Here is a 14,875-nt window from a genome sequence, read left to right on the forward strand (position 1 = left end):
GTCCCGCGGGCCGGCCTGCGGTCTGTCGGCACGCCCAGGCGCACTCTAGAAGCCGCCACCGACGGTTCCGGCGTCGCGCGCCGGGCCCCGCGAGGTGGGATCAGCCGACGGGGACGTCCCTGCGGCGGAAGGCGGTGAGGCCGGCCGTTGTCAGGAGGATGGCCATGGCCGTGAGCCATAGGAGGGGGGCGGGAGTGAAGTCGTCGCCGGGCAGCTTGGGGAGGTGGGTGAAAGGGGAGATGTCCAGGACGCGGTCGTCGACGCCCAGGGCGGTGCCGACCAGGCCGACGAGCAGGCAGATCGCCAGACCGGCCCAGCTCGCGGCGGAGAAGCGCGGGAGCAGGCCGAACAGCAGGACCGTGATCGCGGCCAGGATCCACACCGCCGGGAGCTGCACGAGCGTCCCGGCCAGTGCCCGGGGCACCTCGTGGCCGACGGCGCCGGTGTTCAGGCCGTGGGTCAGCCCGACGGCGAGGCCGGCGACGGCCAGCAGGACCGCGGGGCCGAGCAGCGAGAACACCAGGTGGCCGCCCAGCCAGCGGATCCTGCCCACGGCGGTGCCGAGCACCGGCTCGGCGCGGCCCGCGGACTCCTCGGCGCGGGCGCGGAGCGTGGCCTGGATGGCGTATCCGGCCCCGACCAGCCCGAAGAGCTGCGTCATCGCGGCGAGGTAGCTGTCGATGAGCCCGGACGCGCCGCCGAGGTTGGCGAAGATCTCGCTCATCTGCGCGTTGTCGCGCACCAGGTCGCCGATGCTCCCGGCCAGGTAGCCGAGCACCACGCCGAGGACGGCGAAGCCGGCCGCCCACCCCGCCAGCAGGCCCCGGTGCAGCCGCCAGGACAGGGCCAGCGGCGAGGCCAGGCCGGGCGCCGCGGAGGCGGGGCCGAGCCGGGGCGGCAGGAGGCCCGCGCCGACGTCGCGGCGCGCGGAGAGCGCGACGGCCGCCGCCGCGAGCAGCCCGGTGAAGGCGACCGCGGGCAGGACGGACCACCACTGCTCGTCACCGTAGGGGCGCATGTGCTCGGCCCAGCCGAACGGCGACAGCCAGGCCACCCACGACAGCGTGCCGTCGCCGATGCCGCTCATGTCGCCGACGACGCGCAGCACGTACGCCACGCCGAGGACGATGATCGCGGTGCCGCGCGCGCTGCCCGCGCCGCTGGTGAGCTGCGCGGCCACGCCGCCGACCGCGGCGAACACCCACCCGGCCAGGGTGAGCTGCATGCCGAAGGCCCACGAGCCCGAGGCCGGCATGTCCTGGCCCAGCATGCCCACCGCCAGCAGCAGGCCCATGACCAGCGACGCGACGAGCGTGGTGAGCAGCGCCGCGGCCAGCCCGGCGTGCCGTCCCGCCACGGTCGAGGCGAGCAGCTCGCGCCGGCCGCTCTCCTCCTCGGTGCGGGTGTGGCGGACGACGGTGAGGATCGCGAACAGGCCCACCACGATCGGGAGGAATCCGGCGCGCCAGGCGACGAGCTGGCCGAGGTCGTCGCCGAACAGGCGTCCGTAGAGCGCGACGAAGGCGGCGTTGTGCGCGCTGGCGGCGAAGTACTGGTGCCGTCCGGCGGCCGTGGGGAACAGCTCGTTGATCGAGGCGACGTAGGAGAGGGGGATGAGGCCGAGTAACACCACCCACAGCGGCATCAGCACGCGGTCGCGCCGGAGGATCAGCCGGGCGAGCCCGCCCGTGCCCGTCAGAGTGTTCATCGCGACACCTCGGTGGCCTGGCCGCGGTCGTAGTGGCGCAGGAACAGCTCCTCCAGCGTGGGCGGCCTGCTGACGAGGCCGCGCACGCCCACGGCGGTGAGGTGGCGCAGCGCGGGGTCGAGGGCCTCGGTGTCGACGTCGAAGCGCACCCGGCCGTTCTCGGCGCGCAGGTCGTGGACGCCGGGCAGGCTCGCCAGCCCGTCCACGGGGCCTGCCAGCTCGGCCTGGATCGTGGTGCGGCTCAGGTGACGCAGGTCGTCCAGGGTGCCGGTCTCGACGGCGCGGCCGTCCCTGATGATGGTGAGCCGGTCGCACAGCGCCTCGACCTCGGAGAGGATGTGGCTGGACAGCAGCACGGTGCGGTCGCCGCGCCGCTGCTCCTCGCGGACCGCGTCCCGGAACACCTCCTCCATGAGGGGGTCCAGGCCGGAGGTCGGCTCGTCCAGGAGCAGCAGCTCCACGTCGGACGCCAGGGCCGCGATCAGGGCCACCTTCTGCCGGTTGCCCTTGCTGTAGGCGCGGCCCTTCTTCCGGGGGTCGAGGTCGAAGCGCTGGAGGAGGTCGGCCTTGCGCCGCTTGTCCAGCCCGCCGCGCATCCGGCCGAGCAGGTCGATCACCTCGCCGCCCGACAGGCCCGGCCACAGCGTGACGTCGCCGGGCACGTAGGCCAGCCGGCGGTGCAGCGCGGTCGCGTCGGCCCAGGGGTCGCCGCCGAGCAGCCGGGCCGTCCCGGCGTCCGCGCGCATCATGCCGAGGAGGATCCTGATGGTGGTGCTCTTTCCCGCGCCGTTCGGGCCCAGGAAACCGTGCACCTCGCCGGTGCGTACGGTGAGGTCGAGGCCGTCCAGCGCCCGCGTGGGGCCGAACGTCTTGACCAGCCCTGCCACCGCGATGGCGTCAGTCATGGTTGTCGCTCCTTGAACGCGCGGAGCGCGGCGTCGCGCTCCGCTGGGGTTTGGTCCCGGACCTTGTCCAGAGCGGCGCGCGCCGTGGCGGCGTCCTCCGGACTCACGAGAGCGTGCGAATAGATGTCGAGCAGCGCCATGGCGAGGCGGTGGTCTCCCTCCGGCGTCATCGTGTCGACGCCGAGCCCCCGCGAGACGTGCTCGTGCAGCACCGGGACGGCCAGCGCCATCGCGGTGAGCACGGTCGCGCGGGCACGGCGGTCCGCCGTGAAGGTGGCGTCGCCGGTCTCCTCGAAGGTGGCGAGCCACGCCTCGGTCATCTCGACCATCTGGTCGAACAGTGCCGCGGCGGATCCGTCGGCCAGTTCGCGCGCCAGGTACCTCTGGTAGGGGATCAGGGCGGCACGTGCGGCGGCGATGTGGTTGATGTCGCCGAACGTGCCGTCCTTGTGGCCTTCGCGCGCCTGGTCGTTCAGTTCCCGGACCGTCTTGGCCATGTAGTCGTCGCACGCCTCGCGCAGCGCCTGTTTGGAGCCGAAATGGTGGCGTACCAGACCTGAGGACACTCCCGCGGTCCTGGCGATCTCGCGGATGGTCGCTCTCTCGAATCCGTGCTCTCCGAAGTGCAGCAACGCCGCGTCTCGGATGCGGGCACGGGCGGTGAGGTCCTCGGGGTTCGGCTGGGTCGTCGCCACGATCTCTCTTCCTGTCCAGGCGTGTAGCCGACTACACCTGCGTGAAGGAAGCTATACGTGTGTGTAGTCGGCGTCCAGGCTTCCCTACGCGTTCTTGACGCCAAGGCTCTCACTTGGGCGTGATCCGGCCCGATGGCCGCCGGAAAAGCTGACGGATCCTGACGGGTACGGCCGGTAGCGTCGCCGTGCACTCCCGGACGGAACGCAGGTGAGATCGATGCGCTACGTGGCGCTGCTGCGCGGTATCAACGTCAGCCCCCGCACCCAGATCGCCATGGCCGATCTCCGGGCGCTGCTGGAGGGCCTCGGGTACGGCGATGTCCGCACCCACCTGCGGAGCGGGAACGCCCTGTTCACGGCCGCTGAGGAGGACGCCGCCGGCCTCGCCGCCCGCATCGGGCGCCGATGCGCCGAGGAGCTGGGCGTCGGGCCCGCGGTCATCCTGCGGACGGTGCCGGAACTGCGCGCCGTCGTCGAGGAGAATCCCCTGGAGGTCCGGGATCCGGCGAGGTTCATGGTCGTGTTCCAGGCCGAGGCCCCCGACCGGAAGGTCGTGGACGGCATCGACCCGGCGCTGTACGCGCCCGAGGAGGTCGCGGCCGGCAGGCGGGAGCTGTACATGTACTTCCCCGACGGCCTCAGGCGGACCAAGCTGCCGGCCCTGCTGGAGGAGCGGTCCCGTGTCCCGGCCACCATGCGCAACTGGAACACGGTCACGCGGCTGCTCTCACTCGGGGAAAGCTCTCCCTGACGAGTCGCCGTGGGCCGTCATCGCGAACGAAGACCGGCCGCAGTCCGGCCTGGCTTCGTCACCGGAGCGACGGGATCGCCCGCGTGAGGCGCCGGTGAAGCGGAGCACGTGCGGATGGCCATCCTCGTGACCGGGGCGACGGGCACCGTCGGACGCCATGTGGCGGATGTGCTGATCAGAGCCGGCCGCCGGGTGCGCGCGCTGACCCGCGACCCGTCCAGGGCCCCCGGCCGGGGCGTAGATCGTGGCCGGAGACCTCACCGACCCCGGCGGGTTCGTGGACGCGTTCGAGGGCACGGAAAGGTGTGACTTCTGTGCAAGGCAATGGGATACGGCCCGACCTGATCCGGCCTTTCTCCTAAAAGCGGCCGGATCAGGTGGACGTGGGGAGGCTCATCCCCCTGTGGTGTTCCTGCGGGTATACGCTGCGTTCTGGCGTATCCGAATGTTACAGATGCGGTGCTTCCTCTTGCAGTTGCCTATTCCTATCGCCGAGCTTCCGTGCTGCAGTTCGAGCGACATGTTCTGCGTGCCGATGTTATAGTTCGGACTGCTCGTCTCAAGGATGGCGGAGATGTATTTGCCGTTACCCACCCTGCTTATACGGTTGTGGGACCCCCTCCCGTGATCATCCGAAGCGGTGATCGTGGGAGAGGCCGCCTCGGCCGGTGACGCGGCGATCGCCCCGGCGAGCCCGATGACGAACACGGCGGTCACGAGCCGTGTCACGGCTCCCGTCAGGTATACGAGCGGATTGCCCGCGCGGTGACTCATGCGTCGCGCACCTGCCTTCAAATAGATCGGTCGGCGGGTCCTTACGTGCGCCTCGCCTCGGCGACACCGCCTGCATACCCGCCGACCAGGTCGGAGTCTCCTTTCGCGCGATCGGCGGTCTGGATGATTGCCTCCTTTTTGTCCGGCCATCACCGGGACCGCCTTCCTCGCGCTTTTCGTAAACCGTCCCCCGGTCGATTCTCGCCCCCTTTTGACCTGATCAGATGTGTAGTGCGGCTAATGAGCTGAATGCCGAAGATGATGGTCTTGATGTGGTTGGCCGGAATCGTCCGAGGGCGGCGGCCGGACAGAATTCCGCGGGGTATCGCCGGCGGCAAAGTTACGGCAAACTACTCCAGGTGTCAGGGTCGTCACCTTTGGTGAGGGCCGCGGTCGGCTCACGAGAGTAGGCGCGCTCATGCAGGCTTTCACGCTGCCGAACTTCTACTTGGCCTATCCGGCGCGGCTCAACCCGCACCTGGAGCGCTCACGGGCGCACAGCGAGGCGTGGGCAGAACGCATGGGCATGCTCGACGAGCCGAAACCGTCCGGCGAGGTCATCTGGGACGCCCAGGCCCTCGCCCGCATGGACTACGCGCTGATGTGCGCCTACACCCACCCCGACTGCGACGGCCCCACCCTCGACCTCGTCACCGACTGGTACGTCTGGGTCTTCTACTTCGACGACCACTTCCTCGAAATGTTCAAACACTCCCGCGACCTCGCCGGCGGCAAGGCCCACCTCGACCACCTCGAACGGTTCATGACCGTGGACGGCGAGGCCCCGCCCGAGCCGGGGAACGCCGTCGAGGCCGGGCTGAAAGACCTGTGGGAACGCACGGTGCCCGCCATGTCGCCCGCATGGCGGCGGCGGTTCATCGCCAGCACCCACAACCTCATGGTCGAGTCGATGTGGGAGCTGGACAACATCAACCGAGGCCGCGTCGCCAACCCCATCGAGTACGTCCAGATGCGGCGCAGGGTCGGCGGGGCTCCCTGGTCGGCCAACCTCGTCGAGTTCGCCGCGCACGCCGAGATCCCCGGCGTCATCGCCGCGACCCGGCCGATGCGCGTCCTCGCCGACACCTTCTCCGACGCCGTCCACCTGCGCAACGACCTGTTCTCCTACCAGCGCGAGGTCCGTGAGGAAGGCGAGAACTCCAACGCCGTCCTGGTGTTCGAACGGTTCTTCGGCTGCGCCACGCAGGAGGCGGCCGAGATGGTCAACGACCTGCTGACGTCCCGCCTGGAGCAGTTCGAGACCACCGCGCTCACCGAGGTCCCCGCGCTGCTCGCCGACCACGCCGTCCCGCCGCACGAGCAGATCGCCGTGGCCGCGTACGTCAAGGGCCTCCAGGACTGGCAGTCCGGCGGCCACGAGTGGCACGCCCGGTCCAGCCGGTACATGAACGAGGGCGCCGTCTCTGGGCCTGGCGGCCTGCCGGCCGGTCCCACCGGCCTCGGCACCACCGCCGCGCTGGTCACGCGCTCGCCGCTCGCGCCGGGGCTGCGCCGCCGGGCGCGTCAGCATTCCCACGTCCCGTTCGTCCCCGTGGGCCACCTTCCCCTGCCCGATCTCCTGATGCCCTTCGCCCCGCGCAGCAGCCCCCACCTGGAGGGCGCGCGTGCCCACGGCATCGCGTGGGCGCGCGAGGTCGGCCTCTTCGACTCGCTGCCCGGGGTCGAGGCGGGTGGGGTGTGGGACGAGCGGTGGTGCCGTGTCACCGACCTCGCGCACTGCGCCGCGATGATCCACGCCGACGCCACCCCCGGGCAGCTCGACCTCTCCACCGACTGGCTCACCTGGGGAACCTACGCCGACGACTACTACCCGCTCGTCTTCGGCAGGTCCCGCGACCTGCCGGCGGCCAAGCTGTGCACCGAGCGGCTGTCGGCCTTCATGCCGCTCGACGCCGGAGCCGCCCCCGAGCCCGCCAACCCGCTCGAACGCGGCCTGGACGACCTCTGGCGGCGCACCGCCGTCCCCATGTCGCCGGACGCCCGGCGCCACCTTCGCGCGGCGGTCGACGAGATGACGGCGAGCTGGCTGTGGGAGCTGGCGAACCAGGCCGAACACCGCATTCCCGACCCGATCGACTACGTCGAGATGCGCCGCAGGACCTTCGGGTCCGAGCTGACCAAGAGCCTCGCCCGGTTCGCCGAGGGCGACACCGTACCGTCCGAGATCTACGGCACCCGCGTCATGCACGAGCTGGAGACCGCCGCGGAGGACTACGCCTGCTTCACCAACGACCTCTTCTCGTACCAGAAGGAGGTCCAGTTCGAGGGCGAGTTCTTCAACATGGTCGTGGTCGTCGAGAACTTCCTCGGCGTCGATCGCTACACGGCGCGCGACATCGTGGCCGATCTCATGGCGGCCCGCGTGCGGCAGTTCGAGCACATCGTCGCCAATGATCTGCCGGTGCTGTTCGACGAGCTGGGCCTGGACGAACGCGCCCGCGGCGCGGTGTACGGCTACGCCGGCAAACTCAAGGACTGGATGTCCGGCATCCTCGAATGGCACCGCGAGTGCGCCCGCTACACCGAGCCCGAACTGGCGCGCCGCCACCTCCCGGCGATCCGCCCCGACTTCACCCTCCACCCCACCGGCCCGGGCACCACGACCTCCCGTTCACCCTCCGGCGCACCGTCCCCCACCCCCACCTCCTCGCCCCCTGCGCCGACTCCGTCGTCAATCCCCACACTGTCCCCCGTCCCGACCGCCGCCTCGTTCGCCGCGTCGATGCCGGCCGCTGAGGTGAGTGCCGGTGCCCCCGCTTGGACGGGCATGGCCGCCGATGTGACCGGCACTCACCGGGCTTCCGGGTCCGCTTCCGGAGCCGTGCGCGCGTCGGAGGTCAAGGGGTGAGGACGATCTTGCCTCGGGTGTGGCCGGTGGCGATGAGGTCGTGGGCCTTGGCGGCCTCGGTGAGGGGGAGGGTCTGGTCGATGTGCACGGTGAGGCGTCCGGCGTCGACGAGGGCGGAGAGCTGCCCGAGGTCGGCGGCCGAGGGGCGTACGGAGACCACTTCCAGGCGCACGCCCCGCCGGCCGGCCTCCTCGGGGGTGATGCCGAGGTTGTTGCCCAGCGCGCCGATGAGCAGGCCCCCGGGCTTGAGCGCGGCGGCGGAGCGCGCCCCGTATTCCCCGCCGACCAGGTCGAATACCGTGTCCACCGGCGCCGTGGCGGTGACGAAGTCGGTGGCGGTGTAGTCGATCAGCTCGTCGGCGCCGAGCTCGCGCAGCCAGGCGTGGTTGGCCTCCCCGGCCGTCCCGATGACGTACGCGCCCCGCGCCTTCGCGATCTGGACGGCCAGGTGCCCGACGCCTCCCGCGGCCCGGTGGACGAGCACCCGGTCTCCGGCGCCGACGTGCCCGATGCCGACCAGCGCCTGCCAGGCGGTCAGGCCGGCCAGCGGCAGTCCCGCGGCCCGCTCCACGGTGAGCCCGGTCGGCTTGCGGGCGATCTCGTTCACGGACGCCAGCACGTACTCCGCGTAGGTGTCGCCCGCGCCGGGGAAGGCGAGCAACCCGAACACCTCCTCGCCGGGCTCGAAGGCCGACACCCCCGAGCCGACCAGTTCGATCACCCCGGCGACGTCCCAGCCGAGCGTGAACGGCGGCTCGCCGAGCACCGGGTACCAGCCCGCGCGGACGGCCACGTCCGCCGGGTTGACGCCGACGGCCCCCACCTTGATCAGAACCTGGCCGGGCCCGGGCCGTGGCCGGTCCACCTCGACGAGGTCGAGCACGGAGGGGTCTCCGAAGGACGTCTGAGTGATGGCACGCATGTCGATCTCCTAGGTCGCGTTCTCCTGCCGCGACCATCGTCGGCTACAGCACTCTCTCTCCGAAAGTCGGCACCTTTGCGATATATAGGTACCTTGTGGATACCGCCTCTGACCAGTGCACGACGTTCTCCGTCGACGCCTACATGCGGGACTGCGCCTCCCGGACGGTCCTCGACGCCATCGCCAACAAGTGGACCTGCCTGCTCGTGGACGCGCTGCGCGCCGGCCCCGTGCGGTTCGGGGTGCTGCGCCGCCGCCTGGACGGGATCACCCAGAAGAGCCTCACCCAGACGCTGCGCACGCTGGAACGGGACGGCATGGTGATCCGCACCGTCTATCCGACGATCCCGCCCCGGGTGGAGTACGAGCTGAGCGAGCTCGGCATGAGCGTGGTGTCCCTGATGAAGGGCATCAAGCACTGGGCGGAGGAGCACGTGCCCGAGATCGTCGCCGCTCGTGCCGCCTTCGACCGGCGCGCCACCGAAGAGCCGGTCCCCATCTCGACCCCCACCCCGGCGGGCTGAGGCGCCGCAGAGCCCGGGAAGATCAGGAAGAGGCTCGGGTGTCGTAGGACCGCCGGGCGTGGAGCAGTTCGGGAAGGTGCTCGCGCGTCCAGGCGCATCCGGCGGCCATGGGCACCAGGAGGGAGCGGCCGAGGGGCGTCAGCTCGTACTCCACGCGCGGCGGGATCTCGGCGAACGCCGTGCGGGTGACCATGCCGTCGCGCTCCATGGCGCGCAGGGACTCGGCCAGTACCTTCGGCGTGATGCCGCGCAGCGGAACGCGAAGCTCGGAGAACCGCCGCGGGCCGTCCTTCAGGCAGTGAATGATCTTCGCGGTCCACTTGCCGCCGACCATGAGCGGCGTGAACGGGTCACATCCGGCGAACATCTCGGGATCAAGAGGCTCCGGCACGCGAACCACCCTACGCAGGTACCGTTGCGGAAACCAACGCCCCCAGGGCTACCGTCTGCCGCACCAGACCGCACAACGACGGTCCGGCCCGGATCGGCAGGGGGTTCCCAATGAGCGAGACCAGCAGAGCACCCGAAACCACGGACCAGGGCGAATTCCGCGGAGTCGGAGACCAGGGCCAGCCGCGCCAAGTCGGGGACCAGGGCGGATCCGCCGAAGCGGGGGGCCAGGGCGGAGCGCGCGAGGCCGGGGGACGACACGGAAGTGCCGCTACCGACACGGCGGGGTCGGGTGAGGGCGATGCGCGGCGGGGTGTGGTGGTGTTCGGGGCCGGAGGGCGGGCGGGCCGGCGCGCGGTCGCCGAGGCCGTCACGCGCGGGCATCGCGTCACCGCCGTCGTCCGTGACCCGGACCGCTACCGCGCGGCACACGGCGAGCCGGGCGCGGGCGTGTCGCTGGTGGCGGGCGACGTGACGGACGCCGGCAGCGTGGCGGCGGTCGCGGCCGGGCACGACGTGGCCGTCAACGCCGCGGCCCGCATGGACGTGCCGGCGCGGGAGTTCTTCACCGCCGCCGCGCGCGCCCTGCTCGCCGGCCTGGAACGGGCGGGGGTGCCGCGGCTGGTCATGGTCGGCATCGGCACGACGCTGGAGACCGCGCCCGGCGTCCGCGTGATGGACGCGCCCGGCTTCCCCGAGGAGGCGCGGAACTTCTCCGAGGGCCACGCGGCCGAGCTGGCGATCTTCGAGGCGGAGGGCGGCGGCGTCGACTGGGTCATGATGGTGCCCCCGCCGACCCTGCTGGACGACGAGGCCCCCCGGACCGGCCGCTACCGGACCGGCGGCGACCAGGTGCTGCCCGCGGCCGAGGACGCGGGCACGCTGTCCTACGCCGACCTCGCGGTCGCCCTGATCGACGAGGCCGAGAACCCGAAACACCACCACCGGCAGATCGCCGTGGCCCCGTAGCCGCACAGAACCCGCCCACCAGGCCGCCCCGAAACGGCCGTTGTGTCCCCAGGATCCCCCGTCGGGCCGGTGGCGGTCCCCGCGACCCGCGGCGTCAGCGGGTCCACAGGGTCTCCTGGGTGGAGCGGACCAGGGCCATCAGTTCGGGGGAGGTCTGGTCGGGGGGCCAGGTCAGGCCGAAGGTCAGGCGCAGGTCGTCGGCGTCGAAGGGGACGAAGGTGATGTCGGGCCTGCGGATCGACGAGATGAGCAGGTGGGGGACCGGCAGGAGGCCGGCGCCCGCGGCGACGAGGTCGAGGGCGGCGGCGAAGTCGTCGATCTCGTCGGCCACGACGTGGTGCTGGTGCGGGCCGCGCAGCCGGGCGGCCAGCCGCTCCCACATGCCGCCGGGCGGCCGTTCACGCGGCATCAGGATCTTGTGGCGGGCCAGGTGGGCGGGGCGCAGCGGCCCGCGTGCCGCCAGCGGGTCGCCCGCGGGCACGGCCAGGTGGCCGACGGTGACGTGGAAGCGGGTGCCCGTCGTCATGCGCAGCGGGAACGGCGAGCCGAGGATCGCCGCCGACGCCTCGCCCCGCTCCAGGGCCGCCGTGGCCGCGCGCCGCCCGAGCGGGGTCAGCTCGACGGCGATCGGCGGCGTGCGCCGGGCGAGCCGCCGCGCCACGCGCGCGGCCAGCACTCCGACCAATGGCGCATAAGCCAGACGAATAGCTGGGATTTCGGGGATGGTGAGCCGCGCCGCCTCGGTGGTGAGCGCGGTCAGGGCGTCCAGGACGGACTCGGCGTGCGGCAGCAGCGCCTTCCCTGCGGACGAGAGCCGTACCTCGCGGCTGGTGCGGCCGAACAGGCGTACGCCGAGACCGCGTTCGAGGCGGGATATCGCCTGGCTGACGGCCGGCTGGGACATGCCGAGCTCGGCGGCGGCCCGCGAGAAGCCGCCGTTGCGCGCCACGCTCACGAAGCAGCGGAGGTCGCGCGGGTGCGGGCCGTGATCCATGCTCCAGTATGACCTCCGCGCGGCCAGGGACGACGCGGCCATTCATAAGCGAACGCAATCAATGGGCCCGGTGCGCGGCGAAGCAGGGCACGATGCCGTCCGACCGATCTTCCGCCGGAAGGAGCCCGCATGCCCGCCGAACGCACCTCTCCGTTCCCCGCCTCGACCGTCCTCGGCTACCCGAGGATCGGGCCGGACCGGGAGCTGAAACGGGCGCTGGAGCGGTACTGGGACGGCCACGCGACCGCCGGCGAGCTCCGGCAGGAGGGCGCGCGCGTCCGCGAGCGGACCTGGCGCCACCTGCGCTCCCTGGGGCTGGACGCGCTCCCGTCCAACACGTTCTCCTACTACGACCAGGTGCTGGACACGGCGGTGGCGCTGGACGCCGTCCCCGAGCGGTACCGGGGGCCGTCCCCGCTGGACACCTATTTCGCGATGGCGCGCGGTGCCCCCGACGTCGCGCCGCTGCGGATGACCAAGTGGTTCGACACCAACTACCACTACATCGTCCCGGAGATCGGCCCGGACACCGTCTTCCGTCCCGTGCCGGACAAAGCGGTCGCGGAGGCGCGCGAGGCGCGCGCGCTGGGCCTGGACACCCGGCCGGTGCTGATCGGGCCGGTCACGTTCCTGCTGCTGGCCCAGGCGGCCCCGGGCGCCCCGAAGGGGTTCCACCCGCTGGACCGGCTGGGCGACGTGCTGGACGTCTACGGCCGCCTGCTCGCGGCGCTCGCCGCCGAGGGCGTGAGCTGGGCGCAGCTCGACGAGCCCGCCCTCGTCGCCGACCGCACCGGCGCGGAGCTGGACGCGGTCCGGCAGGCGTACGAGCACCTGGGCACGCTCACCGCCCGGCCGGGGCTGTTCGTCGCCTCCTACTTCGGCGACCTCGGCGAGGCCCTGCCGGTGATCGCGCGCACGCCGGTCGAGGCCGTCGGCGTGGACCTCGTGCGCGGCCGCACGCCCGTCCGGACGCTCGGGGAGGAGCTCGCTGGCAAGACCGTGGTGGCGGGCGTGGTCTCCGGGCGCGACGTCTGGCGCACCGGCCGCGACCGGGCGCTGGCCACGCTGCGCGCCCTCCGCGCCCACGTGGACCGGGTCGTGGTGAGCACCTCCTGCTCACTACTGCACGTCCCGCACAGCCTGGAACGCGAGACCGGCCTGGACCCGGCGCTGCTGCGGCGGCTGGCGTTCGCCGACGAGAAGGTCGCCGAGGTGGTGGAGCTGGCCCGCCTGCTGAAGGCCGCCCCGCGCGTCGAGCCGTTCCCCGCGCCCGACGTCCACGGCGGGACGGAGGCCGGCCTCCCCGTCTGGGAGACCCGCTCGCCGTATCCCGTGCGAGCCGCCGCCCAGGCCGAACACCTGGGGCTGCCCGCGCTGCCGGTGACCACGATCGGCTCCTTCCCGCAGACCGACGAGCTGCGCGCGGCCCGCGCGGCGCTCGCCCGCGGCGAGCTGCCGGTGCCGGACTACGAGGACCGCGTCCGCGCGGAGATCGAGCGCGCCGTCCGCGTGCAGGAGCGGCTCGGCCTGGACGTCCTGGTGCACGGCGAGCCCGAGCGCAACGACATGGTGCAGTACTTCGCCGAGCACCTCGACGGCTTCGCGGTGACCCGCCACGGCTGGGTGCAGTCGTACGGCTCGCGGTGCACGCGCCCGCCGATCCTGCACGGGGACGTCCACCGGCCCGCGCCGATCACGGTCCGCTGGGCGCGGTACGCGCGGTCGCTGACGGACCGGCCGGTCAAGGGCATGCTGACCGGCCCGGTGACGATCGTGGCCTGGTCGTTCCGCCGCGACGACCTGCCGCTGCGCGAGGTGATGCTCCAGGTGGCCGACGCGGTGCGCGCCGAGGTCCTCGACCTGGAGGCGGCGGGCGTGTCGGTGATCCAGGTGGACGAGCCGGCGCTGCGCGAGCTGATGCCGCTGCGCCGGGCGGCGCAGGACGCCTACCTGGCGTGGGCGGTGGCCGCGTACCGGCGGGCGACCTCGGGCGCGGGGGACCGGACGCAGATCCACACCCACCTGTGCTACTCCGACGCCGACCAGATCATCGCCGCCGTCGACGCCCTGGACGCGGACGTCACGACCGTCGAGTCGGCCCGGTCGCACGGGCGCGTCCTGCGGGAGCCCGCGGTGCGCGACTTCGGGCGGGGGCTCGGGCCGGGGGTGTACGACATCCATTCGCCGCGCGTGCCCGCGGCCGGGGAGGTGGAGGAGCTGCTGGAGGCGGTGCTGCGCGTCCTGCCCGCCGAGCGGGTGTGGGTCAACCCCGACTGCGGCCTGAAGACGCGCACCTACGAGCAGGTGGAGGCGGCGCTGGCCACCATGGTGGCCGCGACGGGCCGCCTGCGCGCGAGGCTCGCGCCTCAGCCCTCTTCTTCGTCGTCGTCGGTGTAGGCGTCGAGGAGTTCCCGGCGCAGCAGGTCGGTGCGGACCATCAGCGCGCCGAGGAGCTCCTCGTCGTTGAGCCCGTCCGTGCGCCGGAACGCCCACGAGGAGCGGCCCTCGTCGTCGAAGCACTTGACGAGGATGATCGCGCCCAGGGCCGTCCACCCGTCGGGGAGCGGTGAGACAGTGAGGCCCGACAAGGCGTCGCCCACCGGGACGTAGTCGTCGTCTTCCACCGTCGCTTCTCCCCGAGTCCGCAGGTCGAAGACCTACTTTATGGTCACAGGATCCTCGGGTGCGCGTCCGGGCCCACGTCAGGGGCCTGATTCGCCGATAAGATCGGCCCATGACCCCGGAAGCGCCAGACGGGCCCGGCGGCCCGTCCGGGGTCGCGGCCGAGCGTCCCCTGCGGGCCGACGCCCGGCGCAACCGGGCCCGCGTGCTGCGGGCGGCGGACGCCGTCTTCGCGGCCAAGGGCGCCGGCGCCTCCACCGAGGAGGTCGCCCGCGAGGCGGGGGTGGGCATCGGCACGGTCTTCCGGCACTTCCCCACCAAGGAGGCCCTGCTGACGGCCGTCCTCGTCGACCGCCTGCGGAGGCTGGCCGACGAGGCGGAGGCGCAGGCGGACGCGGAGGACCCGGGCGGCGCGTTCTTCCGCTTCTTCGCGCGCGTGGTGGACCAGGGCCGTACGAAGAACACCTTCACCGACCTGCTGCGGCAGGCCGGTGTGGACGTCAGGGCGGAGACCGCGGCGTACGGCGCCCGCGTCAGCGCCGCGGTGGCGGGCCTGCTCGTCCGCGCGCAGCGTGCGGGGGCCGTGCGCGAGGACGCCGGGGTGGCCGAGGTGCTGGCGCTGATGGCCGGGGCCGCGCGCGCCGCCGAGCACGCCGCGTTCGACGACGAGGTGCGGGCCAGGGCCCTGGCCATCGTCTTCGACGGCCTGCGCCCGGCGCGCTGACCCGATATCCGGATGCGGGCCGGTCCCC

General features: G+C 72.5%; 15 protein-coding genes. 7 read left to right on the forward strand and 8 right to left on the reverse strand.

Features of this window, described 5'->3' with window-relative positions:
* Window positions 1-100: 100 nt before the first annotated feature.
* From BJ982_RS08615 to BJ982_RS08625, 3 genes are read right to left on the reverse strand one after another with little or no spacing between them, the layout of a single operon-like run.
* Window positions 101-1,708 (reverse strand): ABC transporter permease, encoded by a 1,608-nt coding sequence (locus tag BJ982_RS08615; protein WP_184878159.1) that lies wholly within the window; start codon window positions 1,706-1,708, stop codon window positions 101-103.
* On the reverse strand, window positions 1,705-2,613 hold the full coding sequence (locus tag BJ982_RS08620; protein ID WP_184878160.1) for an ABC transporter ATP-binding protein: 909 nt from the start codon (window positions 2,611-2,613) through the stop codon (window positions 1,705-1,707). The genes BJ982_RS08615 and BJ982_RS08620 overlap by 4 nt, the downstream gene beginning before the upstream one ends.
* Window positions 2,610-3,308 (reverse strand): TetR/AcrR family transcriptional regulator, encoded by a 699-nt coding sequence (locus tag BJ982_RS08625; protein ID WP_184878161.1) that lies wholly within the window; start codon window positions 3,306-3,308, stop codon window positions 2,610-2,612. The genes BJ982_RS08620 and BJ982_RS08625 overlap by 4 nt, the downstream gene beginning before the upstream one ends.
* A 217-nt stretch (window positions 3,309-3,525) precedes the next feature.
* Between BJ982_RS08625 and BJ982_RS08630 the strand changes: the two genes are divergently transcribed.
* The gene (locus BJ982_RS08630) at window positions 3,526-4,059 is read left to right on the forward strand and encodes a DUF1697 domain-containing protein (RefSeq protein WP_184878162.1); all 534 of its coding nucleotides are present in this window, start codon (window positions 3,526-3,528) and stop codon (window positions 4,057-4,059) included.
* Between the two features lie 114 nt (window positions 4,060-4,173).
* Complete coding sequence (locus BJ982_RS40865) at window positions 4,174-4,368, forward strand: NmrA family NAD(P)-binding protein (protein WP_203959034.1); 195 nt, start codon at window positions 4,174-4,176, stop codon at window positions 4,366-4,368.
* An 84-nt stretch (window positions 4,369-4,452) separates the two neighbouring features.
* Here BJ982_RS40865 and BJ982_RS08640 read toward each other — a convergent pair whose 3' ends face one another.
* A complete protein-coding gene (locus BJ982_RS08640; protein ID WP_184878163.1) occupies window positions 4,453-4,833 on the reverse strand; it encodes a hypothetical protein in 381 nt (126 codons plus the stop codon).
* A 418-nt stretch (window positions 4,834-5,251) separates the two neighbouring features.
* Here BJ982_RS08640 and BJ982_RS08645 point away from each other — a divergent pair, with 418 nt between their 5' ends.
* Window positions 5,252-7,702, forward strand: coding sequence for a terpene synthase family protein (locus BJ982_RS08645; protein ID WP_203959033.1), 2,451 nt, complete (start codon window positions 5,252-5,254; stop codon window positions 7,700-7,702).
* Here BJ982_RS08645 and BJ982_RS08650 read toward each other — a convergent pair.
* Window positions 7,692-8,624, reverse strand: coding sequence for an NADP-dependent oxidoreductase (locus tag BJ982_RS08650; protein ID WP_184878165.1), 933 nt, complete (start codon window positions 8,622-8,624; stop codon window positions 7,692-7,694). The two genes, BJ982_RS08645 and BJ982_RS08650, sit on opposite strands and share 11 nt — an antisense overlap.
* Before the next feature lie 95 nt (window positions 8,625-8,719).
* Between BJ982_RS08650 and BJ982_RS08655 the strand changes: the two genes are divergently transcribed.
* Window positions 8,720-9,148 (forward strand): winged helix-turn-helix transcriptional regulator, encoded by a 429-nt coding sequence (locus BJ982_RS08655; protein ID WP_239122931.1) that lies wholly within the window; start codon window positions 8,720-8,722, stop codon window positions 9,146-9,148.
* A gap of 22 nt (window positions 9,149-9,170) precedes the next feature.
* On the opposite strand, the gene BJ982_RS08660 is transcribed toward BJ982_RS08655, so the two are convergent.
* On the reverse strand, window positions 9,171-9,539 hold the full coding sequence (locus BJ982_RS08660; RefSeq protein ID WP_239122930.1) for a winged helix-turn-helix transcriptional regulator: 369 nt from the start codon (window positions 9,537-9,539) through the stop codon (window positions 9,171-9,173).
* Window positions 9,540-9,859: 320 nt separating this feature from the next.
* On the opposite strand from BJ982_RS08660, the gene BJ982_RS08665 reads away from it, so the two are divergent.
* Window positions 9,860-10,507 carry an NAD(P)-dependent oxidoreductase gene (locus tag BJ982_RS08665; protein ID WP_307784625.1) on the forward strand — a complete coding sequence of 216 codons (648 nt, stop codon included), beginning with the start codon at window positions 9,860-9,862 and terminating at the stop codon, window positions 10,505-10,507.
* A gap of 94 nt (window positions 10,508-10,601) precedes the next feature.
* Here the strand turns inward: BJ982_RS08665 and BJ982_RS08670 are convergent, their stop codons facing one another.
* Window positions 10,602-11,501 (reverse strand): LysR family transcriptional regulator, encoded by a 900-nt coding sequence (locus tag BJ982_RS08670; protein ID WP_184878169.1) that lies wholly within the window; start codon window positions 11,499-11,501, stop codon window positions 10,602-10,604.
* 129 nt (window positions 11,502-11,630) lie between these two features.
* On the opposite strand from BJ982_RS08670, the gene metE reads away from it, so the two are divergent.
* Window positions 11,631-13,898, forward strand: coding sequence for a 5-methyltetrahydropteroyltriglutamate--homocysteine S-methyltransferase (gene metE, locus BJ982_RS08675; protein WP_184878171.1), 2,268 nt, complete (start codon window positions 11,631-11,633; stop codon window positions 13,896-13,898).
* Here the strand turns inward: metE and BJ982_RS08680 are convergent.
* Window positions 13,868-14,125, reverse strand: a complete 258-nt coding sequence (locus BJ982_RS08680; protein WP_184878174.1) for a hypothetical protein — start codon at window positions 14,123-14,125, stop codon at window positions 13,868-13,870. The genes metE and BJ982_RS08680 overlap by 31 nt on opposite strands.
* 110 nt (window positions 14,126-14,235) lie before the next feature.
* On the opposite strand from BJ982_RS08680, the gene BJ982_RS08685 reads away from it, so the two are divergent.
* Window positions 14,236-14,847 (forward strand): TetR/AcrR family transcriptional regulator, encoded by a 612-nt coding sequence (locus BJ982_RS08685; RefSeq protein ID WP_184878176.1) that lies wholly within the window; start codon window positions 14,236-14,238, stop codon window positions 14,845-14,847.
* Window positions 14,848-14,875 lie beyond the last annotated feature (28 nt).

The sequence above is a fragment of the Sphaerisporangium siamense genome, from assembly GCF_014205275.1.
In the GTDB taxonomy this organism is placed as follows: domain Bacteria; phylum Actinomycetota; class Actinomycetes; order Streptosporangiales; family Streptosporangiaceae; genus Sphaerisporangium; species Sphaerisporangium siamense.